The 22,508-nt window shown below is 67.8% G+C and carries 26 protein-coding genes; 12 read left to right on the top strand and 14 right to left on the bottom strand.

Annotated features, from left to right (window positions below):
- Window positions 1–10: 10 nt before the first annotated feature.
- The 4 genes from paaD to paaA all read right to left on the bottom strand — a co-directional run bounded on the left by paaD (window position 11) and on the right by paaA (window position 2,661).
- Window positions 11–523 carry a 1,2-phenylacetyl-CoA epoxidase subunit PaaD gene (paaD, locus tag LE190_RS18670; RefSeq protein ID WP_225240119.1) on the bottom strand — a complete coding sequence of 171 codons (513 nt, stop codon included), beginning with the start codon at window positions 521–523 and terminating at the stop codon, window positions 11–13.
- Window positions 523–1,275 (bottom strand): 1,2-phenylacetyl-CoA epoxidase subunit PaaC, encoded by a 753-nt coding sequence (gene paaC / locus LE190_RS18665; protein WP_225240118.1) that lies wholly within the window; start codon window positions 1,273–1,275, stop codon window positions 523–525. The genes paaD and paaC overlap by 1 nt, the downstream gene beginning before the upstream one ends.
- A 23-nt stretch (window positions 1,276–1,298) precedes the next feature.
- On the bottom strand, window positions 1,299–1,583 hold the full coding sequence (paaB, locus tag LE190_RS18660) for a 1,2-phenylacetyl-CoA epoxidase subunit PaaB (RefSeq protein WP_225240117.1): 285 nt from the start codon (window positions 1,581–1,583) through the stop codon (window positions 1,299–1,301).
- An 88-nt stretch (window positions 1,584–1,671) separates the two neighbouring features.
- Complete coding sequence (gene paaA / locus LE190_RS18655; RefSeq protein WP_225240116.1) at window positions 1,672–2,661, bottom strand: 1,2-phenylacetyl-CoA epoxidase subunit PaaA; 990 nt, start codon at window positions 2,659–2,661, stop codon at window positions 1,672–1,674.
- 94 nt (window positions 2,662–2,755) lie between these two features.
- Between paaA and paaX the strand changes: the two genes are divergently transcribed.
- Entirely contained in the window at window positions 2,756–3,694 is a 939-nt protein-coding gene (paaX, locus tag LE190_RS18650) for a phenylacetic acid degradation operon negative regulatory protein PaaX (RefSeq protein WP_225240115.1), read from the top strand.
- Here paaX and LE190_RS18645 read toward each other — a convergent pair.
- Window positions 3,667–3,837: a hypothetical protein gene (locus LE190_RS18645; RefSeq protein ID WP_225240114.1), complete on the bottom strand. Its 171-nt coding sequence runs from the start codon at window positions 3,835–3,837 to the stop codon at window positions 3,667–3,669. The two genes, paaX and LE190_RS18645, sit on opposite strands and share 28 nt — an antisense overlap.
- 97 nt (window positions 3,838–3,934) lie before the next feature.
- Here LE190_RS18645 and LE190_RS18640 point away from each other — a divergent pair, with 97 nt between their 5' ends.
- Both LE190_RS18640 and LE190_RS18635 read left to right on the top strand, forming a co-directional pair.
- Window positions 3,935–5,080, top strand: coding sequence for a M14 family metallopeptidase (locus LE190_RS18640; RefSeq protein WP_225240113.1), 1,146 nt, complete (start codon window positions 3,935–3,937; stop codon window positions 5,078–5,080).
- 3 nt (window positions 5,081–5,083) lie between these two features.
- On the top strand, window positions 5,084–5,320 hold the full coding sequence (locus LE190_RS18635) for a hypothetical protein (protein ID WP_225240112.1): 237 nt from the start codon (window positions 5,084–5,086) through the stop codon (window positions 5,318–5,320).
- Window positions 5,321–5,492: 172 nt separating this feature from the next.
- On the opposite strand, the gene LE190_RS18630 is transcribed toward LE190_RS18635, so the two are convergent.
- The 3 genes from LE190_RS18630 to pmbA are packed head-to-tail and all read right to left on the bottom strand — an operon-like array spanning window position 5,493 to window position 7,523.
- Window positions 5,493–5,909 carry a DUF1801 domain-containing protein gene (locus LE190_RS18630; RefSeq protein ID WP_225240111.1) on the bottom strand — a complete coding sequence of 139 codons (417 nt, stop codon included), beginning with the start codon at window positions 5,907–5,909 and terminating at the stop codon, window positions 5,493–5,495.
- A gap of 7 nt (window positions 5,910–5,916) precedes the next feature.
- Window positions 5,917–6,156, bottom strand: coding sequence for a hypothetical protein (locus LE190_RS18625; protein ID WP_224946652.1), 240 nt, complete (start codon window positions 6,154–6,156; stop codon window positions 5,917–5,919).
- Between the two features lie 14 nt (window positions 6,157–6,170).
- Window positions 6,171–7,523: a metalloprotease PmbA gene (gene pmbA / locus LE190_RS18620; protein ID WP_225240110.1), complete on the bottom strand. Its 1,353-nt coding sequence runs from the start codon at window positions 7,521–7,523 to the stop codon at window positions 6,171–6,173.
- Between the two features lie 94 nt (window positions 7,524–7,617).
- Here pmbA and yjgA point away from each other — a divergent pair, with 94 nt between their 5' ends.
- The 3 genes from yjgA to LE190_RS18605 are packed head-to-tail and all read left to right on the top strand — an operon-like array spanning window position 7,618 to window position 9,529.
- Window positions 7,618–8,220: a ribosome biogenesis factor YjgA gene (yjgA, locus tag LE190_RS18615; RefSeq protein ID WP_225240109.1), complete on the top strand. Its 603-nt coding sequence runs from the start codon at window positions 7,618–7,620 to the stop codon at window positions 8,218–8,220.
- On the top strand, window positions 8,198–8,848 hold the full coding sequence (gene mog, locus LE190_RS18610; RefSeq protein ID WP_225240108.1) for a molybdopterin adenylyltransferase: 651 nt from the start codon (window positions 8,198–8,200) through the stop codon (window positions 8,846–8,848). The genes yjgA and mog overlap by 23 nt, the downstream gene beginning before the upstream one ends.
- A gap of 15 nt (window positions 8,849–8,863) precedes the next feature.
- Window positions 8,864–9,529 carry an alpha/beta hydrolase gene (locus LE190_RS18605; protein WP_225240107.1) on the top strand — a complete coding sequence of 222 codons (666 nt, stop codon included), beginning with the start codon at window positions 8,864–8,866 and terminating at the stop codon, window positions 9,527–9,529.
- A 33-nt stretch (window positions 9,530–9,562) separates the two neighbouring features.
- On the opposite strand, the gene LE190_RS18600 is transcribed toward LE190_RS18605, so the two are convergent.
- The 3 genes from LE190_RS18600 to LE190_RS18590 form a co-directional block, all read right to left on the bottom strand.
- Window positions 9,563–10,411: a fumarylacetoacetate hydrolase family protein gene (locus LE190_RS18600; protein WP_225240106.1), complete on the bottom strand. Its 849-nt coding sequence runs from the start codon at window positions 10,409–10,411 to the stop codon at window positions 9,563–9,565.
- Between the two features lie 74 nt (window positions 10,412–10,485).
- On the bottom strand, window positions 10,486–10,836 hold the full coding sequence (locus LE190_RS18595; RefSeq protein WP_225240105.1) for a c-type cytochrome: 351 nt from the start codon (window positions 10,834–10,836) through the stop codon (window positions 10,486–10,488).
- Window positions 10,833–11,417, bottom strand: a complete 585-nt coding sequence (locus LE190_RS18590; protein WP_225240104.1) for a c-type cytochrome — start codon at window positions 11,415–11,417, stop codon at window positions 10,833–10,835. Before LE190_RS18590 ends, LE190_RS18595 begins: the two co-directional genes overlap by 4 nt.
- Before the next feature lie 144 nt (window positions 11,418–11,561).
- Between LE190_RS18590 and LE190_RS18585 the strand changes: the two genes are divergently transcribed.
- The 4 genes from LE190_RS18585 to LE190_RS18570 are packed head-to-tail and all read left to right on the top strand — an operon-like array spanning window position 11,562 to window position 15,720.
- Entirely contained in the window at window positions 11,562–11,945 is a 384-nt protein-coding gene (locus tag LE190_RS18585; RefSeq protein ID WP_225240103.1) for a c-type cytochrome, read from the top strand.
- Window positions 11,942–12,871: a cytochrome c oxidase subunit II gene (locus LE190_RS18580; protein ID WP_225240102.1), complete on the top strand. Its 930-nt coding sequence runs from the start codon at window positions 11,942–11,944 to the stop codon at window positions 12,869–12,871. Before LE190_RS18585 ends, LE190_RS18580 begins: the two co-directional genes overlap by 4 nt.
- Window positions 12,868–15,387: a cytochrome c oxidase subunit I gene (gene ctaD / locus LE190_RS18575; RefSeq protein WP_225240101.1), complete on the top strand. Its 2,520-nt coding sequence runs from the start codon at window positions 12,868–12,870 to the stop codon at window positions 15,385–15,387. The genes LE190_RS18580 and ctaD overlap by 4 nt, the downstream gene beginning before the upstream one ends.
- Before the next feature lie 3 nt (window positions 15,388–15,390).
- Window positions 15,391–15,720 carry a hypothetical protein gene (locus tag LE190_RS18570; RefSeq protein ID WP_225240100.1) on the top strand — a complete coding sequence of 110 codons (330 nt, stop codon included), beginning with the start codon at window positions 15,391–15,393 and terminating at the stop codon, window positions 15,718–15,720.
- A gap of 62 nt (window positions 15,721–15,782) precedes the next feature.
- Here the strand turns inward: LE190_RS18570 and LE190_RS18565 are convergent, their stop codons facing one another.
- From LE190_RS18565 to LE190_RS18555, 3 genes are all read right to left on the bottom strand, one after another.
- Window positions 15,783–17,105: a PQQ-dependent sugar dehydrogenase gene (locus tag LE190_RS18565; RefSeq protein ID WP_225240099.1), complete on the bottom strand. Its 1,323-nt coding sequence runs from the start codon at window positions 17,103–17,105 to the stop codon at window positions 15,783–15,785.
- Between the two features lie 93 nt (window positions 17,106–17,198).
- Window positions 17,199–17,687, bottom strand: a complete 489-nt coding sequence (locus tag LE190_RS18560; protein ID WP_225240098.1) for a PEP-CTERM sorting domain-containing protein — start codon at window positions 17,685–17,687, stop codon at window positions 17,199–17,201.
- A gap of 214 nt (window positions 17,688–17,901) precedes the next feature.
- Complete coding sequence (locus LE190_RS18555; protein ID WP_225240097.1) at window positions 17,902–19,896, bottom strand: acyltransferase family protein; 1,995 nt, start codon at window positions 19,894–19,896, stop codon at window positions 17,902–17,904.
- 239 nt (window positions 19,897–20,135) lie between these two features.
- Between LE190_RS18555 and LE190_RS18550 the strand changes: the two genes are divergently transcribed.
- Both LE190_RS18550 and LE190_RS18545 read left to right on the top strand, forming a co-directional pair.
- Window positions 20,136–20,597 carry a cache domain-containing protein gene (locus tag LE190_RS18550; protein WP_225240096.1) on the top strand — a complete coding sequence of 154 codons (462 nt, stop codon included), beginning with the start codon at window positions 20,136–20,138 and terminating at the stop codon, window positions 20,595–20,597.
- A 22-nt stretch (window positions 20,598–20,619) separates the two neighbouring features.
- Window positions 20,620–22,371, top strand: a complete 1,752-nt coding sequence (locus tag LE190_RS18545) for a methyl-accepting chemotaxis protein (RefSeq protein WP_225240095.1) — start codon at window positions 20,620–20,622, stop codon at window positions 22,369–22,371.
- Window positions 22,372–22,508: the final 137 nt, after the last annotated feature.

Here is a 22,508-nt window from a genome sequence, read left to right as displayed (position 1 = left end):
CGGGGTGCCTTCAATGGCACTTGAAATAATCGAAAGGCTCGCGGCAGTCGAGGCACTTGTACAGGGCCTTGCAGGGCGTCGAGCCGAACTCGCTGGTGGGCTGGGTATGGCTGGAGCCGCAGTGCGGGCAGGCGACGACCGGCGCCGGGCGGCGCCGGATGCCGGCGTGCAGGCCGCTGATGTCGATCACCTGCTGGGCGGGCGGCGCGATGCCATAGCTGGTCAAGGCGGCCTTGCCGGCCTCGCTCATCCAGTCGGTGGTCCAGGCCGGCGACAGTCGGCTGGCGATGCGCACATCCTGCAAGCCATGCGCCTGCAGGGCGTCCTTCACCGCATCGGCGATCACCCCCATCGCCGGGCAGCCGGAATAGGTGGGGGTGATCGTCACCACACAGGTGTCGCCGTCGAACGCGACCTCGCGCACGATGCCGAGGTCCACCACCGAGATCACCGGGATCTCCGGATCGGCGACCTCGCCCAGCCAATCCCAGACCTGCCCGGTGGTGACGCCAGGCGCGCTCATTACCACTGCGCTCCCGGGTAGGCGCGCTGCAGGAACTGCATCTCGGCCAGGATGTAGCCGAGGCGCTCGCTGTGGCGGCCCTGCTTGCCGCCGCGCTGCATCCAGGCGTCCGGCGAAGGCATCGACAGCGTCGCTTCGGCGAAGACTTCCGCCATGTGCCCGAAGCAGGCCTGGCGCAGCGCATCGGCGGCCGGGGCCACGCCCTGCTCCACCATGGCTTCGTCGACGGCGTCGTAGAGGAACATCTCGCCGCTGTACATCCACAGCTCGTCCAGCGCCGCCTGCATCCTGGCGCGGCTGGCATCGGTGCCGTCGCCCAGGCGCACCACCAGGTCGCCGGAACGGCGCAGGTGGTAGGTCACTTCCTTGATCGACTTCTGCGCGATCTCGGCGATGCGCGCATCCTTGGCCCGGGCCAGTCCGTCCATCAGGAAGTAGTGCCAGGTATCGAACAGGAACTGGCGCACCATGACCTCGGCATAGCTGCCGTTGGGCTGCTCGACCAGCAGGCAGTTGCGGTACTCATGGGCGTCGCGGTGGAAGGCCAGGCGGTCTTCGTCTCGGCCACGGCCTTCCAGCTCGCCGGCATAGGTGAGCCACATGCGGGTCTGGCCCAGCAGGTCGAGGGCGACGTTGGACAGGGCCATGTCTTCTTCCAGGGCCGGGCCCTTGCCGACCAGCTGGCACAGCTGCTGGGACAGGATCAGGGCGTTGTCGCCCTGGCGCAGCAGGTACTCGATTTTCGCGTCCACGTTATTCAGCTCCAACTGCGCGCTCACAGGTTCTTGACTTCTTCCGGCATCGGGAAGAAGGTCGGGTGGCGGTAGACCTTGCTGTTGGCCGGCTCGAACAGCGCTTCCTTGTCGCTCGGGCTGCTGGCCACGATGTCCTGGGCGCGCACGACCCAGATCGATACGCCTTCGTTGCGGCGGGTGTAGACGTCGCGCGCGTTGTTGACCGCCATTTCGGCGTCAGGGGCGTGCAGGCTGCCGACGTGCTTGTGGGCCAGTCCGTGCTGGCTGCGGATGAAGACTTCCCACAGGGGCCATTCTTTGCTCATTTCTTTGTGTCTCCGTGTTGCGGGTGCGGTGGTGCGGGCGGTGGCTGGACGCGTTGGCGGAGCATCCGCCAACGCTGGGTCGCCATGCTCAGGCGGCGGCCTTGCGGGCGGCCTGCTTGTCGGCGTGGGCGACCAGGGCGTCGCGGAACCATTCGCCGTCTTCGTAGGCTTTCACGCGGGTGCGCAGGCGCTCGCGGTTGCAGGGGCCGTTGCCCTTCAGGACATTATGGAACTCGCTCCAGTCGATTTCGCCGAAGTCGTAGGAGCCGCGCTCCTCGTTCCATTTCAGGTCGGGGTCGGGAATGGTCAGGCCCAGGTATTCGGCCTGGGGCACGGTCTGGTCGACCATGCGCTGGCGCAGCTCGTCGTTCGAGAACAGCTTGATGCGCCAGGCGGTGGACTGGGCGCTGTTGACGGATTCGGCATCCGACGGGCCGAACATCATCAGGGACGGCCACCACCAGCGGTTCAGCGCATCCTGGGCCATCGCCTTCTGCTCCGGCGTGCCCCTGGCCAGCGCCATCATGATGTCGTAGCCCTGGCGCGCGTGGAAGGACTCTTCCTTGCAGACGCGCACCATGGCGCGCGCGTACGGACCGTACGAGCAGCGGCACAGCGGGATCTGGTTGATGATGGCCGAGCCGTCGACCAGCCAGCCGATGGCGCCCATGTCGGCCCAGCTCAGGGTCGGGTAATTGAAGATGCTCGAATACTTCGCCTTGCCGGCGTGCAGGGCCTGCAGCAGCTCGTCGCGCGACACGCCCAGCGTTTCGGCGGCGCTGTACAGGTAGAGACCGTGTCCGGCCTCGTCCTGGATCTTGGCCAGCAGCACCGACTTGCGCTGCAGGGTCGGGGCGCGCGTGACCCAGTTCCCTTCCGGGAGCTGGCCCACGATCTCGCTGTGCGCGTGCTGCGAAATCTGGCGGATCAGGGTCTTGCGATAGGCCTCGGGCATCCAGTCCTTGGGCTCGATCTTGATGCCGGCGTCGATGCGCGCCTGGAACGCCGCTTCATCAAGGCTCATGTCTTCCTCGGTACGAACTTTCTTGAGTCCGGTCTCCACCATTTGTGCGTACATGTCTGGTCTCCGTTGCAAACCTACTGAATCCATAATACGATACAAAAAATCGGATGTACACCAAAATTTTGAATCATATTGAGAAGATGGCACCATGACAATTTCTACCAGCGGTACGACAAGTGGCGAGTGGGTCGCCGGCTACCTGGCCAGCGATCCGCCGCGCCATAAATCGCTGGTGATGACCCTGTGCGGGGACGCCATCGCCCCGCATGGCGGCGCCTTCTGGCTGGGCAGCATGATCGAGCTGCTGGGCCCACTGGGCGTGTCCGACCGCCTGGTGCGCACCAGCGTGTTCCGCCTGGTGCAGGACGGCTGGCTGGTGGCCAGCCGCGAAGGCCGGCGCAGCCGCTACGCGCTGGAACCGGCGTCGCTGCCGCGCCTGGCGCGCGCCAACCGCCGCATCTATTCGCCCCCCAGGCTTGACTGGGACGGCCGCTGGACCTTCGTGCTGGCGCCCAGCGGCAGCATCGACGGCGAGCTGCGCGCGCAGCTGCGCAAGGAACTCGAATGGGAAGGCTTCGCGATGCTGGCCACCGGCGTGATGGCGCATCCGGCGCCGGAGCCGGATACGCTGCGCGACATCGTGGCGCGCAGCGGCGCGGCCGGCAGGGTGTACGCGTGCACGGCGGCCGAGCTGCCCGGCGTCGGGGCGCGTCCGCTGCCCGAGCTGGTGGGCGATGGCTGGGACCTGTCGGCCGTGGCCGCCGCCTACCGCCAGTTCATCGCCCGCTTCACGCCGCTGCTGGCGCTGCTGGAAGCGGACACCCCGCTTGCCCCCCACGATGCCTTCGCGGTCCGCAGCCTGCTGATCCACGCCTACCGCCGCGTGCAGCTGCATGATCCGATGCTGCCGGTGGCGCTGCTGCCCCAGCCCTGGCCCGGCACCGACGCCTATGCGCTGGCCAGGCGCATCTACCTGCTGACCTGGGCGCGCGCCGAGGAGCACGTGCTGGCCATGCTGCGCAGGGAAGACGACACGACGGCGCCGGCCGACGGCGATTTCTACCGGCGTTTCGGCGGACTGGCCTGAGTCCGCCGGCGCAGCGCGCGCCGGCCCAGCACCAGCGCCGTGGCCACGGCGGCAGCCGCCACGATGCCCACCAGCGGATTGTCCGCAATGCGCGACCCCAGCCAGAAGGCCAGCAGGCTCGCAACGATCGTCATGGTACGCATGGCTGCTCCTGTTCAGGGCGGCGCGCCGAAATCCGGCGGCGCCGCGGAAAACTAGTATGATCACCGTTTTCCGCATTTTCCAGACGACAGGATACCCATGTCTATCAAGATCAGCAGCCAGTTCGACGCTGGCGCCATCGAGGTCGTGAACGCCACCAGCGCGAACGCCATCGACCTGAACATCCGCAAGGACTCGCACGCCGACATCGTCCAGTGGTTCTACTTCCGCCTGCAGGGCGCGCAAGGCCAGGCCTGCACCATCCGCTTCCTGAATGCGGGCCAGGCCGCCTATCCGGCCGGCTGGGAAGGCTACCAGGCGATGGCGAGCTACGACCGCGTGAACTGGTTCCGCGTGCCGACCTCCTACGACGGCCAGGTGATGACGGTCGAGCACACCCCGGGCATGGACAGCGTCTACTACGCCTATTTCGAGCCGTATTCGTGGGAACGCCACCTGGAGCTGCTCGACCGCGCCCAGATGTCCGAGCACGTGCGCATGCTGGACCTCGGCACCACCGTCGACGGCCGCGACCTGAACATGCTGGTGATCGGCGAACCCGCGCCTGAAAAGAAGAAAGTGTGGGTGATCGCACGCCAGCACCCGGGCGAGACCATGGCCGAATGGTTCGTCGAAGGCATGCTCGACGCCCTGCTCGACCCGGCCCACCCGTTCGGGCGCCAGTTATTGAAAGAGTCGGTGTTCTACGTGGTGCCGAACATGAACCCGGACGGCTCGGTGCGCGGCAACCTGCGCACCAACGCGGCCGGCGCCAACCTGAACCGCGAGTGGATGAACCCGTCGATGGAGCGCAGCCCGGAAGTGTTCCTGGTACTCCGGAAGATGCATGAGACGGGCGTCGACCTGTGCCTGGACGTGCACGGCGACGAGGGCCTGCCCTACGTGTTCGTGGCCGGTAGCGAATCGCTCCCGACCTGGACCGAGGCCCAGGCGGCGCAGCAGAAGCGCTTCATCGAGGACTTCAAGATCGCCAGCCCGGACTTCCAGGACGTGCATGGCTACGGCGCCACGCCCTTCACCGACGAGACCCTGACCATGGGTTCGTCGCACGTCACGCATGCCTTCGGCTGCCTGTCCCTGACGCTGGAGCTGCCGTTCAAGGACAATGCCAACGACCCCGACCCGCAGGTGGGCTGGGACGGCGCCCGCAGCGCGCGCCTCGGCGCGGCGGTGCTGCAGCCGGTGCTCAACGCCGTGCGCGCACTGGGCGCGCAGCAGGAGTAAGCGATGAGCGTGTTCTCCGCGCCGGTGTTCGACGCCACCGTGGTGTTCGAAGGCCAGGAACTGTTCAAGGGCCGCGGCGCGGCCCAGACCTGGGCGGAAAAGGTGGCCAGGGAGCTGGAAACCCCGGTGGCGGTCGAGAAGATCGGCACCGGCTGGGCCCTGACGGCCACGGTCGACGGGGAGCCGGTGGCCTGGGGTATCTACGGCCAGCGCCTGAGCAGGATCGAGCAGGCCCGCTGAATCGCGTAGGGTGGGCGGCTCCATCCGGTACGCTGCATTGCCTGCAGCGGATGCGCCGCCCACGCGTTCAGCCAGCGTGGAAGCGGACGTCACGCCTGTTCATGCGCGAGTTGAACGCGTGGGCGGCGCATGCTTCCGTTGCCACGCATGTTCCACGGTGAAGCCGCCCACCCTACGGGTAGCGCGCCCGCGTCGCGGCGGCCGCCTCGGCCACCATCTGTTCCAGCACCCCCACGTCCACCTCGTCCAGCTTGCGCACATACAGGCAGGACTTGCCCATCTTGTGGCGCCCCAGGCGCGCGCGCAGCGCGTCGCCCGGCGGCAGCTCGCAGGACAAGTAGATGCTGATGTCGCCCTTGCGCGACGAGAAACCGGCTAGCGGCGCATCGCCTTCGCGCCCGCTGGCGTAGGTGTAGTGGTAGCTGTCGAAGCCGACGATGCCCGCGCCCCACATCACCGGCGGGGCGCCGGTCACGCGACGCATCATGTCGACCAGCGTCTCGCAATCCGCGCGCCGCGCGGCGTCGGGGATCGCATCGAGGTAGGCGCGCACGCCGGCCTCGGTGGGAAGCGTCTTGTTCGCGGCCATGACGGCCTCAGAGTTCGGCGCCCAGGTGCTTGCCGACCCAGGCATGGGCATCCTCGAGCGAATCGAAATGCAGGGTGGCGATGGTGGTCTTGTCGGGCGCCAGGAAGGTGGCGTAGGCCTTGCGCGCCTCGTTGCCCGAACTGAGCAGGTCCGAGGGCTGGGACAGCTCGACGGTGGCCACCAGGTCGAGGTTCAGCAGCACGCTTTTCTGGCTGTTTTCCTTGTCGATGCGAACGAACTTGCTCATGCCGTGTTCCCCTTTCAGCTGCCGGCGACGACCATCTTCTCGATCAGGATCGAGCCGGTCGACTTGTTGCCACGTGTGAGGACATCCTTGCCGACCGCCACGATCTGCGTGAACATCTCGCGCATGTTGCCGGCGATGGTGATCTCTTCCACCGGATACTGGATCACGCCGTTCTCGACCCAGTAGCCGGACGCGCCGCGCGAATAGTCGCCGGTGACGTAGTTGACGCCCTGTCCCATCAGTTCCGTGACCAGCAGGCCCGTGCCCATCTTGCGCAGCATGCCTTCGAAGTCGTCGGCGCGGCGGGTCTGCGAGGACACCAGCTCCAGGTTGTGCGAGCCGCCCGCATTGCCGGTGGTCTGCATGCCCAGCTTGCGCGCCGAGTACGAGGACAGGAAGTACCCCTGCAGCACGCCGTTCTCGACCACCTTGCGGCGCGTGGTACGCACGCCCTCTTCGTCGAAAGGCGCCGAGCCGACCGCGCCCACCAGGTGCGGATCCTCGACGATGCTGATGTGCTCCGGGAACACCTGCTTGCCAAGCGTATCGAGCAGGAACGTCGACTTGCGGTACAGCGCGCCGCCCGACACGGCCTGCGCGAAGGCGCCCAGCAGGCCCGCCGCCAGCGGCGCCTCGAACAGCACCGGGCAGGTGCGGGTATCGAGCTTGCGCGCGTTCAGGCGCGCCAGCGCGCGTTCGGCGGCGTAGCGGCCCACGGCTTCCGGCCTGGCCAGCTTCTTCGGATCGCGCGCCGAGGTGTACCAGTCGTCGCGCTGCATCTTGCTGCCCTTGCCGGCGATCGGGGCGACCGAGATCGTGTGGCGCGAGAACGGATAGCCGCCGATGAAGCCGCGCGAATTGGCGCCGACGAAATGCGACTGCTGCACGTAGACGCTGGCGCCTTCGCTGTTGGTGATGCGCGGGTCGACCTCGAACGCCGCGTTCTCGCAGCGCTGGGCCAGTTCGACCGCTTCCTCGGTGGCGATCTGCCACGGATAGAACAGGCGCAGGTCGCGCGGGTTCGTTTCCAGCAGCTCGGCGTCGGGCAGGCCGGCGCAATCGTCTTCGGCGGTGAAGCGGGCGATGTTCCAGGCCGCTTCCACGGTGTCCTTCAGCGACCGGGTCGAGAAGTCGGAGGTATTCGCATTGCCGCGCCGCTGGCCGTAGTAGACGGTGACGCCGATGCCCTTGTCGCGGTTCTGCTCGATGGTCTCGATCTTGCCTTTACGCACAGAAACCGACAGGCCGCTGCCTTCGCTGATCTCGACCGACGCATCGGTGGCGCCCTGCTCCCTGGCATAGGCCAGCACGTCGCGGGCGAGCTGTTTCAGCTGGTCCTGGGTATGGGTAAAAGCGGAGTCGTTCATGTCGTGTTTGTCGTGGCGGGCCCTAAAACAGTTATCATAGCAGCCGTTCACAGTTTTCACTGATCGGCCCAGCGCCAATCGGATCATCCTCATCATGCCTAATCCAAACCGCGGTTCCGTCGGCTTCCAGTCCAATGAATTCGACCAGGAATACGAACGCCCCTCCAAGTCCGAAGCCAAGCGCCAGTCGAACGAGCTGCAAAAGCTCGGCGAACAGCTGGTCGATGCGCCGCGCGACCGCGTCAAGCGCGTCGAGATGCCGGAAGACGTCAAGGAAGCCATTCTTGCCTGCCAGACCATCACCAACCACGAAGGCCGCCGCCGTGCGCTGCAGTTCGTGGGCAAGAAGATGCGCACGCTGGACGAGGAAGAAGTCGCCGTCATCCAGCGCACCATCGACAGCTGGAAAGGCGCCTCGAAAGCCGAGACCGCCGCGCTGCACGCCCTCGAGCGCCGCCGCGAGAAGCTCCTTAGCGACGACAAGGCCCTGACCCAGCTGCTGGAAGAAAATCCGGACCTGGACGTGCAGCACCTGCGCACCCTGATCCGCAACGCGCGCAAGGAACAGGCGGAGAACAAGCCGCCCAAGGCCTACCGCGAGATCTTCCAGATCCTGAAGGACCTGGGCAAGAAACCGAAGCAGAGCGACGAGGACGAGCAGGAAGAGAGCGGCGATGACGAGCCCGACGAGGAGTGACGTGGAACAGGCGCATCAAGCGCTGACGAATCAAGAGCTGACCATCGGCCTGGTGTCGGTCTCGGACCGCGCCAGCGGCGGCGTCTATGAGGACAAGGGCATTCCCGCCCTGACCGACTGGCTGGGGCAGGCGATCACCACCCCCTACCGTATCGAGACCCGCCTGATTCCCGACGAGCGCGCGGAAATCGAGCGCACCCTCGTCGAACTGGTCGACGTGGCGCGCTGCCACCTGGTGCTGACCACCGGCGGTACCGGCCCGGCGCGGCGCGACGTCACGCCCGAGGCCACGCTCGCCATCGGCACCCGCGAAATGCCTGGCTTCGGCGAACAGATGCGCCAGATCAGCCTGCGCTTCGTGCCGACCGCGATCCTGTCGCGCCAGACCGCGGTGATCCGCGAAACGGTAGATCACGCGGCCCTGGTCATGAACTTGCCGGGCCAGCCCAAGTCGATCAAGGAAACCCTGGAAGGCCTGAAGGACGATGCCGGCAAGGTGCTCGTCGGCGGCATTTTTGCCGCCGTACCCTACTGCATCGACCTGATCGGCGGTCCCTACATCGAAACCAATCCGGCAGTGAGCAAGACCTTCCGCCCGAAGTCGGCGCTGCGTCCGCCTGCCGCCTGAAGCACAAAGGAAGCCATGGAACTGCTGCAAAACATCGAGATCGAAACCGCGCCGAATCCGACCGTGGCCGTCATCTGGCTGCATGGCCTGGGCGCCGACGGCAACGACTTCGTGCCGCTCGTGAACGAACTGGACCTGTCCGGCCTGCCGGGCATCCGTTTCGTGTTCCCGCATGCGAAGACGATGCCGATCACGATCAACGGCGGCTACGTGATGCGCGCCTGGTACGACATCAGTGGCGCCGAACTGACCCGGCGCGAGGACGAAAGCGGCCTGCGCGCCTCGCAGCGCGACGTGGAAGCCCTGATCGCGCGCGAAAAGGCGCGCGGCATCCCCGCCTCGCGCATCATCCTGGCCGGCTTCTCGCAGGGCTGCGCCATGACCTTGCAGACCGGCATGCGCCATCCGGAAAAGCTGGCCGGCATGCTGTGCCTGTCGGGCTACCTGCCGCTGGCCGGCGCGGTCGCCGGCGAGCGCACCGAAGAAAGCCTGGCCACGCCGGTCTTCATGGCCCACGGCACCCACGACAATGTCGTGCCCTTCGCGCGTGCGCGCGAGTCGAAGGAGGCGCTGCTGGCGCTGGGCTATGGGGTGGAATGGCACGAGTACCCCATGCAGCACTCGCTGTGCCTGGAAGAGGTGCGCGATATCTCGGCCTGGATCAGGAAGGTGCTGGCCTAGGGCGGACGGCGTCGCCGTCCACCCGGCCCGCCCTTACTTCGGAAAGGCCACCACTTCCTGCTGCTGTTCGCCCAGGCCCGCGATTCCCAGCCTCAGCTTGTCGCCCTTCTTCAGGAAGCGCTGCGGCGAGCGCCCCATTCCCACGCCCGGCGGGGTGCCGGTGGTGATGATGTCGCCCGGCTCCAGGGTCATGAAGCGCGACACGTAGCTGACGATCTGCGCCACGCTGAAGATCATGCTCGACGTGTTCCCGCTCTGCATGCGCTTGCCGTTCACCTCCAGGTAGAGGTCGAGGTCCTGCACGTCGTGGATCTCGTCGCGCGTGACCAGGAAGGGGCCGACCGGACCGAAGGTATCGCAGCCCTTGCCCTTGTCCCACTGGCCGCCCATCTCGAACTGGTAGGCGCGCTCGGAGACGTCATTGACCACGCAGTAGCCGGCCACGTGGTTCAGGGCTTCCTCTTCCGTCACGTACTGCGCGCGGGTACCGATCACCACGCCCAGCTCGACTTCCCAGTCGGTCTTCTTCGAGCCCTTCGGCAGCTGCACCGGATCGTCCGGACCGGACAGGCTGCTGGTCGCCTTCAGGAAGAAGATCGGTTCCCTGGGCGGCTCGGCGCCCGTTTCCGCCGCGTGGTCGGCATAGTTCATGCCGATCCCGATGAACTTGCCGACGCCTTTCACCGGCACCCCGAAGCGCGGCGTGCCGCGCACCAGCGGCAGCGTCTTCGGATCGATCCTGGCCAGCTTGCGCAGGGCCTTGTCGCCCAGCGCGGCGGCGTCGATGTCGCCGATGATGGCGGACAGGTCGCGCACGCGGCCCTCCTCGTCGAACAGGCCCGGCTTTTCCTTGCCCGGGCGGCCATAGCGCACCAGTCTCATTGCTGTCTTCCCCTTGTGAACATGCCCGGATGGGCCAGCCGCGGATGATACCAAGGATCGGCGCGGCCGGTGGCTCAGTGGCTGAGCAGGTAGGCCGAGATGTCGAGCGCATCGCGCTCGCTCACGCCCATGTTGGGCATCGCGGTCTGTGGGTCGACCGACTGCGGGTCGCGGATCCAGCGCACCAGGCCGGCCTGGTCGCCGCGCAGGCCGCCGGCCAGCGTCTCGCGCCGCGCCATGTCTTCCAGGGGACGGCCGACGTACACCTTCGACCCCGGCACGCCGGGAATCTGGTGGCAGGATTGGCAGGCGTACTGCGTGACGGCGATCTTGCCGCGCGCCGGATCGCCGCGCACGCCGGCCGGCGGCCGGTCCGGCGCGCAGCCGGCCAGCGCCAGCGCCACGGTCAGTGCCAGCGCCCTCATGGCGCGGCTCCGGCGAGCGCCGGCGCTGCGCCGTCGGGCGCGCGGTCCGGAGCGACCCACTCCCTGAACTCCGGCGCGCCCAGCGAAGGCAGCAGGGTCACGAAGGCCACCACCGCCCATAACTCCTCTTCGCGCAAATGATATTCCCAGGCCGGCATGCCGCTCATCTTGATGCCGTGCCGGGTCACCCAGTACAGCTCGCGCGTTTTCCAGCGCTGGGTGGCATCCACCAGCGGTCCGGGAATCGGCTGCATGCTCATGCCGATGGTCGATTGCGCCACCCCGGGGCCGCCGTGGCACTGCAGGCATTTGTCGCGGTAGATCCGTGCGCCCAGGCGCAGCTGCTGCGGTTCGCCAAAGCCGGTGGCCGGCACCCGCACTGCGCCAGCATGGTGGCGCACCGACCGCGTCATGCCTTCCTCCAGCACCGCGTACACGAAGGGGACATGCTGGGCGGTGGCGCCGATGTTGTACCAGCCGCCGAACAGCAGCGCGAGGCCGGCCGCGCCGGCGCCGGCGCCCAGCACCAGCAGCGTGGCGAGCACGGTCTTCAGGATCAGCCTGTGGCGCGCAGAGGGCATGGTGCGGGTGCGTCCGATTGGATTCGTTAAAAAAAATGCATCATTCTTTGTGTATTATAAAAGCCACTTAACAATTGTGATTTCCCAAGCGTGCGCACCAGTCTCCCTCACGACCACGTTCGCCAGGCATGCCGGCGCGACGGCATGGCACTGGCCCGTCTGGCCCCGCTGGCCTCCCTGGCCTGCCTGGCCTGCCTAGTCCTGCTGGCCGGCTGCGCGGACGAAGGCAGTCCGCCCCGCGTACCGGGCGGCGACGCCCGGCAGGGCCTGCGCCTGGTGACCCAGTACCAGTGCGGCGCCTGCCATGCGATCCCCGGCGTGCAGGGCGCCGCCGGCCGCGCCGGTCCGGCGCTCGACACCATCGGCCGCCTGAGCTACATCGCCGGCCGCATCCCCAACCAGCCCGCCAACATGCAGCACTGGCTGCGCGCCCCGCACGCGCTCAAGCCCGGCACCGAAATGCCGCCGATGGGCCTCACGGAACAGGAAGCGCGCCACGTGGCGGCCTTCCTGTACACGCTGCGATGAGCGGCAGCCTGCATTCGGTGCTGGAGCCGGGCGGCTGGGACGCCGCCATCATCAGCGGGTTCGCCTGGGTGCTGTTCGGCGCCGGCACCGTGATCTTCCTGGCCGTGATGGCCCTGCTGCTGCTCAGCCTGCGGCGCCAGGGGCGCCCCGCGGGCGCGCTGCTGTGGATCGGCGGCGGCGGCATCGCCTTCCCGGTGCTGGTGCTGAGCGCGCTGCTGGGCTGGAGCACCTGGCGCAGCACCCAGCTGGCGCCGCAGTCCTCGCAGGGAGCGCTGAGCATCTCGGTGACCGGCAAGATGTGGTGGTGGGAAGTGCGCTACCGCGACCCTGCCAGCGGCCGCGAGATCGTCAGCGCCAACGAGATCCGCATTCCCACCGGGCGCGCGGTCTACCTGGGCTTGAGCTCGGCGGACGTGATCCACAGCCTGTGGCTGCCCTCGCTGGCGGGCAAGCGCGACATGGTGCCTGGCCGCGTCACCGGCCTGACCCTGCGCGCCGACAAGCCCGGCATCTACCGCGGCCAGTGCGCCGAATACTGCGGCGCCCAGCACGCGAAAATGGCGCTGCACGTGGTAGCGCTGGCACCGCAGGAATTCGACGCCTGGCTGGCCGGGCAGGGACAAGCCGCGCGGCCGGCCGACAGCCCGCTGCTGGAACGCGGGCGCGCCGCCTTCCTGCAGCAGCGCTGCCAGGCCTGCCACACGATCCGCGGCGTGGCCGAGGAAGCGCGCCTGGGACCGGACCTGACCCACGTCGGCGGCCGCATGCACATCGGCGCGGGTCTCCTGCGCACCCACCGCGACAGCCTGGCCGGCTGGATCGCCGATCCGCAAGCCGCCAAGCCGGGCGTGTTCATGCCCGGCTCGCAAGACCTCGACCAGGACACGCTGCACGCGCTGGCCACTTACCTGGAACACCTGAAATGACGCCGCCCACGCCAACCAGCACCAGCCTGCCCAATTCGCTGCCGCGGCCGGACGGCGAATTCGAGCGCCTGAAGGAAGTCTGGCGCACGCCCACCGGCTGGCGCTTCTTCACCTCGGTGAACAACACCAGCATCGGCCTGCTCTACATCGGCACCGCGCTGCTGTTCTTCATCCTGGCCGGCATCCTGGCCCTGGTGATGCGGGTGCAGCTGGCGGTGCCCGACAACACCCTGCTCTCGCCCGATACCTACAACCAGGTGTTCACCATGCACGGCACGGTGATGATGTTCCTGTTCGCGATTCCCATCGTCGAGGCGATCGCGGTCTACCTGCTGCCCAACATGCTGGGCGCGCGCGACCTGCCCTTCCCGCGCTTGTCGGCCTATGCCTACTGGGCCTATGCCTTCGGCGGCCTGGCCTTCTTCTGCACCATCTTCGTCGGGCTGGCGCCGGACGGCGGCTGGTTCATGTACCCGCCGTATACGGGCACCCAGTATTCGCCCGGCCTGAACGCCGACTTCTGGCTGCTGGGGATCGGCTTCATCGAGATCTCGGCGATCGCCGGCGCGATCGAGCTAATCATCGGCATCCTGTTCACGCGGGCGCCCGGCATGACGCTGCGCCGCATGCCGGTGTATGCCTGGGCCATGCTGGTGGTGGCGGTGATGATCGTGTTCGCCTTCCCGGCGGTGATCGCCGGCACCGCCCTGCTGGAACTGGAGCGCGCCTTCGACTGGCCCTTCTTCATCGCCGAGCGCGGCGGTGACCCGATCCTGTGGCAGCACCTGTTCTGGTTCTTCGGCCACCCCGAGGTCTACATCATCTTCCTGCCGGCGGCCGGCATGGTCTCGACCATGATCCCGACCATCGCCGGCACGCCCCTGGTCGGGCGGCGCGCCATCATCGTGGCGCTGGTCGGCGTCGGCTTCTTCAGCTTTGGCCTGTGGGCCCACCACATGTTCACGGCCGGCCTGGGCGTGCTCGAGATGAGCTTTATCTCGGCGGCCAGCATGGCGGTGGCGATCCCCACCGGCATCCAGGTATTCGCCTGGATCGCCACCCTGTGGAATGGGCGCGTGCGCATGCATGCGCCGGCGCTGTTCCTGATGGGCTTCATGTTCATCTTCGTGCTGGGCGGGCTGACCGGGGTGATGGTGGCCGTGGTTCCCTTCGACTGGCAGGTGCACGATACCTATTTCATCGTGGCCCACCTGCACTACGTCCTGATCGGCGGCATGGTGTTCCCGGTGTTCGCCGCGCTGTATTACTGGCTGCCGCTGGTGAAGGGCCAGCGCCTGTCGGAAAAGCTGGCGCGTCCCGTGTTCTGGATGATGTTCGGCGGCTTCAACCTGGCCTTCTTCCCGATGCACATCACCGGCCTGCAGGGCATGCCGCGCCGCGTGTACACCTATGACGCGCAGCTCGGCTGGAACCTGCTGAACATGCTCTCCACCGTGGGCGCCTTCGTGTTCGCATTCGGCGTGCTGCTGTTCATCGTCGACGCGGTGCGCACCTTGCGCCGGCCCGAAAAAGAAGTGGGCAACCCGTGGAACGCGCCCACGCTGGAGTGGCTCACCTCCGAATCCTACGGCAACCGCAGCATCCCGCGCGTGCACTCGTCCGACCCGCTGTGGGAGCAGCCCACGCTCAGCGAGGAAGTGGACCGCGGCCAGCACTACCTGCCGGGCACCGCCACCGGCCTGCGCGAGACCATCGCCACCAGCCCGGTGGGCGCCGAGCCACGCTACCTGATGGTGCTGCCGGGCGACAGCTGGCTGCCGGTCATCGCCGCCCTTGGCACGGCCGGCTTCTTCCTGCTGCTGACCGTGAAGGCGATGCTGCTGGCCTGGCTGTTCGGCCTGATGGCAGTGGCTGGCACCGTGGCCTGGCTATGGCAATCGGACCGCAAGCCGCCGGTATCGGAAGCGCGCGTGGCGGACGACCTGGTCTTGCCGGTGAATGCGAAGACGACGTCCTCGCAGTCCTGGTGGGGCACGATGGTGATGCTGGTGGTCGATGCCTGCATCTTCGCTTCCTTCGGCTACGCCTACGTGCACGTCTCGATGCGCCTGATGGTCTGTCCGCCGCCCGGCGCCGCCCTGCCCGCGTTGTCCTGGCAGCTGGCCTCGGCCGGCCTGCTGGTGGCCGGGTCGGTGCTGATCGTGCTGGCCGGCCGCGCGCTCGGCAAGCGGCGCCTGCCCTGGCTGGTGCTGGCGGCACTGGCCTGTACCTGCGCCGCCTTCCTGCTTGAGCTGCGCGGCCATGCCTTCGCCGGCCTGGAACCGAGTGCCAGCGCCTGGGGCGCCGCGATCGGCGCGCTGCTCGGCTACCAGGGCCTGCACGTGGTGGTGCTGGCGATCGCCGGTCCCTACCTGTGCCTGCGCGCCTGGCGCGGCCTGCTGGGCGCGCACAGCCGGGCGACGCTCGACAACGTCAGCCTGCTCTGGCACTACACGACGCTGCAGGGGCTGGCCGGCATGGCGCTGGTGCGCGGCCTGCCGCTGCTGATGGAGTAAAGCATGAACGACGGTTTCTTCGGCAAGCTCCTGCGCGGCACCCTGCCGCTGCTGGTCTGGGCCGCGCACTTCGCCCTCTGCTACGGGCTGGCGGCCGCGCAGTGCACGCCGGCGATGCTGCGCGCCGGCGGCCCGGACCGGGTGCTGCCCGGGATCGCGACGGCCATCGCGCTCGCCCTGTGCGCGTGGCTGCTGTGGCGCGAGCGCGGCATCCTGCGCCGCGCCCAGGACGCCGCGCTGCTCGACTGGGCGGCCGCGCTGGGCGCGCTGCTGGCCCTGGTCGGCATCGCCTGGACCGGGATGCCGCTGCTGCTGGTTTCCGGCTGCGCGTAGGGTGGGCGGGTTTCCCGCCCACGCGTTCAGCTCCGCTTGATTGGGTGGCAGCGCCGAGCATCCTACCCGCCACGCGGCGTCACGCGCCAGATCACGTTCCCGACATCGTCCGCCACCAGCAGCGCCCCCTGCCGGTCCACCGCCACCCCGACCGGCCGCCCATAGGCCTCGCCCTGCGCGCTGACGAAGCCGGACAGGATCTCGACCGGCTTCCCGGCCGGCATGCCGTCCCGGAACGGCACGAACACCACGTTGTAGCCCGACAGCGGCTTGCGGTTCCATGAGCCGTGCTGGCCGATGAAGGCCCCGTTCGCGTACTGCGCGGGCAGCAGCGTGCCGGTGTAGAAGGCCAGGCCGAGCGCGGCCACGTGGGCGCCGAGCGCGTAGTCCGGCACCAGGGCGCCCGCCACCAGGTCGGGCCGCTGCGGCTGGACGCGGGTGTCGACGTGGCGCCCGTAGTAGCTGTATGGCCAGCCGTAGAAGCCGCCCGCCTTCACCGAGGTCAGGTAGTCCGGCACCAGGTCGCTGCCCAGTTCATCGCGCTCGTTGACGACGGTCCACAGGGCCCCGCTGTGCGGGTTCCAGGCCAGGCCGTTCGGGTTGCGCAGGCCGGTGGCGAAGGGCCGCGTGCTGCCGCTAGCGAGGTCCACCTCGAGGATGGCGGCGCGGTCGGTTTCCTCCTGCATGCCGTGTTCGGCCACGTTGCTGTTCGAGCCCACGGTGGCGTACAGCCGGCGCCCGTCAGGGCTGGCGATGATGTTCTTGGTCCAGTGGTGGTTGCGCGGCCCGCCCGGCAGCGCCGCCACCGGCTGCGGCGGCGCCGTGACCTCGGTGGCGCCCGCCGTATAGGGAAAGCGCACGATGCCGTCGGTATTCGCCACGTACAAGGTATTGCCGACCAGCGCCATGCCGAAGGGCGAGTTCAGGCCGCGCAGGAAAGTGGTCCTGGTTTCCGCCACGCCGTCGCCGTCGACGTCGCGCAGCAGGGTGATCCGGTTCGCGCTCGGCACCGCGGCGCCGGCCCTGGCCATCACCTTGCCCATCACGTAGCCGCGGATGCCCTTGCGCTCCTCGGGACGTGGCGGCGCATTGGTCTCGGCCACCAGCACGTCGCCATTGGGCAGCACGTACAGCCAGCGCGGATGGTCCAGGCCGGCCGCGAACGCCCCGACCGCCAGGCCGGCGGCTGGCCGCGGCGCCACACCCTGCGGCCAGCCGCGCGCGGGGGCGATGTCGACAGTGGGAACCAGACGCCTGACCGGCGAGGCGATGGTGGGCTGGGTGCCGGTGTCGGCGCCCGGAGACAAGGTGGAGCGGTCGCCGCAGGCGGCCAGCAGCACCAGCATGGCGCCCGCCGTCAGGCGGGCCGGGAGGGCGGTGGGCATGGTCGTTCTCTCCGTGGATGGAAGACCGCGCCAGTATCGCATGCGCGCCCGACCGGCCGCGCCGGCTGGGCGCGGCACTGGCGAACCGGCGTGTCAGGCTGCCTTGCGGCGGCGCATGCCGGCCAGGCCAAGGGCGCCCAGCCCGAGCAGTGCCACCGAGGCCGGCTCCGGCACCTCGGCCGCGCCGTCCACGCGCCACACGTAGTTCACGAAATTGTCACCCAGGCCATCGGCGACGTAGGCCGAGTGTGCGGTATTGGCGCCGCCGGGTGCGTTGTAGCCGGGCGCACCAACGTCGAGCTTGTAGTTCTCGTCGAATTGCATGCCGCTGTGCTCGCCCCATCCGTCATACCAGCCGGTGTGGGTGATCGTCGTGTAATCCATCGAATCCAGGATGGAGATGAAATAATCCGACGCCGTGCCGCCGAAGAGCAGTGCAGCGGCTTCGGTCGCCGAATACACGGCCGGATTCGTGCCCCAATGTGGTCCCTGGTTGACTTTGTACGAGCCGACGAAGGTCGGTGCGGCCTGGGCAGCGAAGGAGAAGGTGGCCAGTGCCAGTGCTATAGCGAGCTTTTTCATGGAAATCCCTGTTATGTAAAAAATGTATTGACAGGGAAATAGCAAAAACAATGCCAGGCTGAAAATATTGCGTTAAATCAAATAGTTAGAATTTCATGCGCATTTACAATGTTAGTTACTGTAAAAATTTTCGACATGGAAATTGTTTCAAAGAATGAAACAATTTCCTTGCCGCTTCCGGGCGCCTGGCCCTGGGTGCTGGCAAGGACCGGGTTCATGGCTGCCGGCTGCGCATCCATTCCGCAAAGCGCTGGCCAACCAGCAGGTCGCCTTCATAGCTCAGGTGATTGTTATCGCGGTACATCAGGCGTCCATCGACCATGGCGTGGCACTGGTCCTTGTCGCACAGCACCTTACCCGCATCGAACCAGGCGATTTGCGGGAATTCGGCGGCCAGGCGCGCCGCGATCTCGCGGTGCTGCGCCATTTGCGCATCCCATTCGGCGCGCGGGATGGCGCACGGCACCCGGGTCGCCGACGAGGCGACGCCGGCGCGCTTGATGCAGGAACGCGGGTCGAAGCCGAGCAGCGGCACGTCGTGCATGAAGACCACCTGCTTGCCGGCCGCGAGCAGGCGGCGGAAGGTCTCGCGCGCCGCGTCCACGTAGACCTTCTGCTCGGGCACGGTGTAGAAGCGCAGGTGGGTCGAGAACACCACGGTCTTGACCGAGGGCGTGGCCAGTGCCAGCTCGAGCATCTGCTGGGTCGCCTGCTGGTAGGGATCGCCCTGCGGATCCAGGCCCCAGTACGGGTGGCGGGTGCCCAGCATCAAGAGGTTCTCGCCGATGCCGCCGTAGTACCTGGTCAGGCCGGCCACCACGTGGTAGGCATGGCTGTCGCCAACCAGGGCCACGGTCGGGTCCTTCGCCGGGTCGCCCAGCAGGCAGTATTCGTACATCGAGTCGAAGCCATAGCGCTTCTTGCAGGCCTCGGCGTTGGCGCGGTCCTCGACCAGTACCAGGGCCTTCTGGTTGGCGACGCTGTCCTCGATTGGCTTGCGGGTCGGCAGGCCGTCGTTCAGGTAGAGGTAGCCGCCGAAGGCGGCCATGCCCAGCATCAGCAGGGCCAGCACGGCCACCCGGGCACGCGCCTCGGCCCGGGTGGCGGCGGCGCGCAGCGGACGCTCGAGCACGCGCCAGGTCAGCCAGGCCAGCAGCAGCGCCGCCAGCAGCGCGCCGGCACGGATCGCGGGCGCCGGTTCGCGCGACTCGACGATCTGGGCAAACGACAGCAGCGGCCAGTGCCACAGGTACAGCGGGTAGCTGAGCAGGCCGATCCAGACCAGCAGCCGGTTCGCCAGGACGTGGCGGTTGAGCCAGGCCTGGGGCCCGGCGGCGATCAGGAGCAGCGCGCCGCCGGCCGGCAACAGCGCGCGCCAGCCTGGGAAGGGATCGTGGCGCGTGACCAGCGCCAGCCCGGCCGCGAGCAGCAATGCCCCGCTCCAGGACAGCAGCGCCGGCGTCCATGCCGGCAGGCGCGGCGCGGCTGCGGGCCTGCCGGCACGTTTGGCCTGCAGGCAGGCCAGGCCGGCGCCCAGCAGCAGTTCCCAGGCGCGGCTGGCGGGCGAATAAAAGGTGGCGCTGGCGTCATGGCCGATGCCGCCCAGGTTCAGGGCGAACGAGGCCAGCCCGAGCCCGGCGGCCACCAGCAGCGGATCGATGCGCCGGCGCCAGGCCAGCAGCAGGAACACCGGCCACAGGATGTAGAACTGTTCCTCGATGCCCAGCGACCACAGGTGCAGCAAGGGCTTGGTCTCGGCCGCCGTGTCGAAATAGCCGACCTGGGCCCAGTAGAAAAAGTTGGCGGCAAAGCTGGCGCCGCCCACCACGTGCTTGCCGAGCTGCTGGTATTCGTCGGGGAACAGGGCCATCCAGCCGAAGGCCAGGCAGGCCGCCAGCACCAGCAACAGGGCCGGGAAGATGCGGCGGATGCGGCGCGCATAAAAGCCGGCGAAGCTGAAGCTGCCCTGCTCCAGTTCGCGCAGCAGGATGCCCGTGATCAGGAAACCGGAAATCACGAAGAACACGTCGACGCCGATGAAGCCGCCGCGCAGCCAGGCCGGGAATGCGTGGAACAGCAGCACCGACAGCACGGCCACGGCGCGCAGGCCGTCGATATCCGGGCGGTAGGCGGGGTGGGCGGCGGCGTGGGGGGAAGCGTGGGCCGGCGCGGGCGGGTCCGCGAGCGGGATCTGTTTTTCCAGTTTCATGCTGAAGGACTCGGAGCGGCGCGACAAAGCGGACGATTTTACAGGACGAAATATGCATGGAACAATTTAACGCGTCCCAAAAGCAACAATTCTCTCGCCCCGGGCCGGGCTCTTCGTGCTTCCCGTCCCGCGCCGTCGTGCGCTTGAGCTAGCGCAATCCTCCTCTCTTCGTCCCTGGTACATTTGCCAATGCACTTCAGCAATATTTACCCATGGAACATTCCACTTGAGGAGTCCGTATGAAAGCCTTCGCCGCCGTCCTGACCGCCGCCACCCTGAGCGTGGCAGTCCTTGCCCCTGCCGCCGCCAACAGCCTCACCGAGAAGGACGCCATCGCGATGGTCGAACGCGGGGCAGCCTTGATGAAGGCCAAAGGCAAGGATGAACTGATCAAGCGCGTGAACGCGAAGGACCCGGAGTTCGTCCAGGGCGAGCTTTACCTGAGCATGCGCGACGCCAAGACCGGCATCGCGGTGGCGCATCCGTACAACCCCTCGATCATCGGCAAGGACCTGACCGATGTGCCGGACGCCAACGGCAAGAAATACCGGCGCGAGTTCATCGACGTCGCCGCCGCCAAGGGCAAGGGCTGGGTCGACTACATGTACAAGAATCCGACCACCGGCAAGATCGAACCGAAGACCACCTATGTGCAGCGGGTCGACGACCTGGTGCTCGAATCCGGCATCTACAAGAAATAAGCCGCCACGCCCGGAGTCAACGATGCTGAACAAACTGCGGATCGGCCCCAAACTCCTGCTGGCGCCCGGCCTCGTGCTGGCCCTGCTGACGCTGCTGTCGGCGGCCGCCTACTACGGCATGGTGCGCCAGAACGCCTCGCTGGAACACATGGTGCAGGTACGCGCCGCGCGCCTGCAGGCGGTGGCCGACGTGGCGGGCGAGGCGCGCTTCGCGCACGCCAACATCTACCAGTTGCTGGCCTGGGTCAACGGCAGCTTCGCCGCCAGCCGCCTGGCCGCCCTAACCGCCGACATCAACCGCAAGCACGCCGGCATCCACACCCGGCTGGGCGAACTGGCCAGCCTGGCCGAGCCTGCCGAGCGCGCCCCGATCGAGGCCTCGCTGACGGCGCTGGCGGCCTACCGCAAGCTGGTCGGCGAAACCATCGAGCTGGCCCAGGTCGACCAGTCGATCGCCACCAATTCGATGCAGAAGGCCGAGAAGCAGTTCGTCGCGCTCGATAGCGAGTTGCAGCGCCTGGCCAGCCTGGAAAAGAAGCTGAGCGTGGGAGCCCATGCCGCCGCCAAGGCCGAGTTCCGCCTGCTCGGCATCAGTATGGCGGGGCTGGTGCTGCTGTCGATCGCCTTGTCACTGGTGGTGACGATGCTGGTGCGGCGCGCGATGCTGGCCGACATCCGCGCCATCGCCGGGGTGGTGAACGAGCTGGCCGAAGGGCGCCTGCGCCGCGCCGGCACGCCGCCGGCCAGGCGCGACGAAATCGCCGACACCGCGCGCGCGCTCGACCACTCGATCGGCCGCCTGGACGGCGCCCTGCGCAGCATCATGGGCGCGGTGCACTCGATCGACACCGCCTCGCAGGAAATCGCCAGCGGCAACCTGGATCTGTCGACCCGTACCGAGATGCAGGCCGGCTCGCTCGAGCAGACCGCCAGCACGATGGAAGAACTGACCACCGCCGTGAAGGGCAATGCCGACAACGCGAAGCTGGCCTCCAGCCTGGCGGCCGAGGCGGCGCAGCTGGCCGCGAACGGCGGCCAGGCGGTGGGGCGCGCGGTGGCCACCATGGATTCGATCAAGGCCAGCTCGCGCAAGATCGTCGAGATCACCGGCGTCATCGACGGCATCTCCTTCCAGACCAACCTGCTGGCCCTGAACGCCGCGGTGGAAGCGGCACGCGCCGGCGAGCAGGGTCGCGGCTTCGCGGTGGTGGCGGCCGAAGTGCGCACGCTGGCGCAGCGCTCGGCGGCGGCGGCGCGCGAGATCAAGGCCCTGATCGCCGACTCGGCCAAGATCATCGAGGATGGCAGCGCCTCGGTGAGCGAGGCCGGCGCCAGCATGGACGACATCGTCGCCTCGGTGCGCCAGGTGAACGACATCATCGGCCGCATCAGCATCGCCAGCACCGAGCAGGCCAACGGCATCGTGGAAGTGAACATGGCGATCGGCCAGATGGACGGCATGACGCAGCAGAACGCGGCGCTGGTGGAACAGGCCGCGGCGGCCGCCGAAAGCCTGCACGAGCAGACCGTCAACCTGGCCAAGGCGGTATCGATCTTCAAGTTCGATGGCGACGCGGCAGCGTCCGCGCAGGCAGGCGAGGAGGAGGAAGACGAAGAAGCCGCGCAGGCGGAGGACCACGAAGACGGCTTCCACGGCCTGCCGGAACGGCGCGCCGCGGTCAGCCCGATGCGCGCACGTGCGGTGGCGGCGCTGCCGGTTCCCCCGGGGCGCGGCAGCGGCGCCAGGCCCGCGGGCCGGCCGGCGCGAGGCTAGAACTTCACAGCTAGGGTCTGTCTGACTGAGCGAAGGCGAAGAATGAGAGAATTAGATCGGGAGGGCTATGAAGATGAGCCGAACTGATCTAACCGAGAAGCAATGGCGGCGGTTGGAATCCCATCTGCCGCCAAATC

Origin of the sequence: Massilia hydrophila (assembly GCF_020208145.1) — a bacterium.
Lineage (GTDB): Bacteria > Pseudomonadota > Gammaproteobacteria > Burkholderiales > Burkholderiaceae_D > Telluria > Telluria hydrophila.
This window is presented reverse-complemented; position numbering and strand designations above follow the sequence as displayed.